At 42.3% G+C, this 2,461-nt stretch carries 3 protein-coding genes; 2 read left to right on the top strand and 1 reads right to left on the bottom strand.

Annotation, left to right across the window (positions count from 1 at the left end; all coding sequences use genetic code 11):
• Positions 1-520, bottom strand: a 520-nt coding sequence (locus WBA89_RS22255) for a helix-turn-helix transcriptional regulator (protein WP_424409520.1), incomplete at its 3' end; no start/stop codon positions are given.
• Between the two features lie 227 nt (positions 521-747).
• Here WBA89_RS22255 and WBA89_RS22250 point away from each other — a divergent pair.
• Both WBA89_RS22250 and WBA89_RS22245 read left to right on the top strand, forming a co-directional pair.
• Positions 748-963, top strand: coding sequence for a hypothetical protein (locus tag WBA89_RS22250; RefSeq protein ID WP_424409519.1), 216 nt, complete (start codon positions 748-750; stop codon positions 961-963).
• A 197-nt stretch (positions 964-1,160) separates the two neighbouring features.
• Positions 1,161-2,461 (top strand): dynamin family protein (locus WBA89_RS22245; protein WP_424409517.1); only part of this gene is annotated, 1,301 nt, incomplete at its 3' end.

Genomic DNA, 2,461 nt, shown 5'->3' with positions numbered 1-2,461 from the left:
ATGGGCGATCGCCCATATAACCGTCTCGATCCAAGTCTTCAGTTTTTGGGGTTTCTGAAGTTGAGGGGAATTCTAGTCGAATGTTTATATCAATTGTTAGTGTATTTTGATTTTCAAAACCCATATCAACTATTTTTACTAAAGCATCTATCGGTAAAGAACTACTTAATTTAGCTTTCACAGAAGACTGAGTTTTATATCCGGCTTCCTGTAGCCGATCGCAAATATTGCGCCAATTTCCTACAGGTTCGTTAGGTACATCAGCGAGTTTTTTAACATATTGGTATAAAGTTTTACATAAATAAACCTCTGCACTTTTGGAAGTCTGAAACAGTTGGCGGGCGATTTCGGCGGGACTGCAACCGGAAAGCAAGCCTCGGAGGTAGAGTTTTTCGGTTTCTGTGAGTCCCCGGCGCGATCGGGGTGAGATTTGCCGTTTAGCTTCTGCGAAAGCTTGGTATAGCCTTTCTAAGTCCCAGTTTTTGGCGGCTTCGGCAAATAAGTCTTCCTTTGGTACCATTTTCGGGTGTGTTGAGATATGACTAACGACAGCATAACCGAAATTGCTAGCGTTTGTTAGTTGTGTGTTAACAATAAGTAGTCTAGTATTAAATTACCGACTCATTGTCTAAGTGCAAATACTTAGATAAGCCGGAAAGTGCGATCTCAATATTTCAAATTTTGCCTGTTTAGTTAACTTTCGTTAGTCAGACAGTTAGTTTTTGTTCCTTAAACTGAGGTATTGCAATGGCTAAAGGTGATGAAATAGCAAAAGCAGCAGGTTCCGCAGCAGCAGGTGCTGCTGCGGGTGCAGGTGCGGTAGCTGCTACAGGTTTTACAGCCGTTGGTGCCGTTGGCGGAGGTGCTGGTATTGGTGCTGCCGCTGGCCCGATTGGTATAGCCGTAGGTGCATTAGCAGGTTTGGCATTTTACGGGATTACTAAGGCTCTTTCTGACGACTAAACAGTGACTCGCGCCAGAGACTTAAGTTTCTGGCTAATAACTAAAGTCTGTTGTTGATATTAAGCGCTTGTTGCAGGAGTCCGCCGGGGGTTAAAAGCCCCTGGCGGATAGGTGGGTAAGCGCTAAATATCTATCAACTTTAACCGCGAATTTCTAGCTCTAATTTAGCCAGTCCCTCAACTAAAAAATTTCAATTTATGTCTTCTCAAGAATTTCAAACAGCATACAACAGCATTTACAGTACAGGCACTTTCCTCTTAAAATATCTCAAAGAATTTCGTGACGGACTCCGCATTCAGGGAGATGAAAGTCAAGGGCTACAAAGCATTGAAAACGAGATCAACAAAGCTTTAAATGCTTTGCAACATCAGAAGTATCAAGTAGCCGTCATTGCGGCAATGAAAGCTGGCAAAAGCACCTTCTTAAATTCTATCATCGGTGCTGATGTGCTGGCGAGTGAAACGGCCGCCTGTACCATCTGCCGTACAGATGTCCGACACATTAAACAGGGCGAAACTCCCCAACTTTTAGAGTATCGAGAAGGAGAAAAAAACCCAGTCATTCTTGTTGAGGGTGACGCTGGCAAAATTCAGCAAAAATTCCTGCTGCGTACCCGTGAAATCAGAGAACAAGGCAATCCCGATAACACTACACGCTTTGAGATAGAGCATCCGATTGAAGCAATTAGTGGGTTATCTTCTCTCACAGGCTTTACCTTAGTTGATACTCCCGGCCCTAATGAGTGGGAGTCTGCAAACTTCAACATTAATGCACTTAAGCAAACAGCGCTAGAAGCACTGCGAACCTGCAATGCCATTCTGTTTGTTTTAAACTACGCTTCCTACAAAGATAATGCAGTTGCCGATTTGTTTAAGGATGTTGTCGAAAATCGCAAAGACTTTATAGCCGAAAGCACGGGTAGAATTTATTTTATCCTGAACAAAATTGACCAGAAGACAGAGAGAGACAGAGAAATTGCTGATGTCATCAAGGATTTAGAACGAGAGTTAACTGGCTTTGGGTTTCGCAATCCAGTTATTTACCCTGCTAGTTCTCGACAAGGACTTTTAGCGAAACTGATTCAGCAAGAAAAAGCCACTGAAAAGGAGATCAAAGATTTTGAGGATTTCTTTAGTGCCAAATATGCTGAGAGAGATGAAAAAGGTAGGAGAGTAATTCCTTTACCTGAAGAGATTGCACCAAGAGCTTTGCAAGATAGTGGTATCCTGAACATTCAAGAAACAGTCATTCAAAGGATTACTCAAAATTCAGGCTGGAATCTATTGAGTGAGGTGGTGGCAGAAATCGATAAAGCTGCTAAGGCAATTGAAGATACTCTGAATACAGATATCAGGGGTTGGGAAATGGGGATTGAAGCCCTCAAACAAAAAGTTGAAGAGTACAGGAAACGCTCAGAAAATGCGATGTACAAAGTTGAGTTAGTCAAAAATACTGTCGAGCAAGAAAAACAAATACTAATCCAAGGATTTAGTCAAGG

It is taken from the genome of Microcoleus sp. (assembly GCF_049646505.1).
In the GTDB taxonomy this organism is placed as follows: Bacteria; Cyanobacteriota; Cyanobacteriia; order Cyanobacteriales; family Microcoleaceae; genus Microcoleus.
Note: the sequence above shows the minus strand (reverse complement) of the source record. Positions and strands in the feature narration are given on the sequence as shown.

What these genes read in the sequence shown, in the direction of transcription:
- WBA89_RS22250 (WP_424409519.1), top strand. Translation starts at nt 748, where the DNA reads ATGGCTAAAGGTGATGAAATAGCAAAAGCAGCAGGTTCCGCAGCAGCA.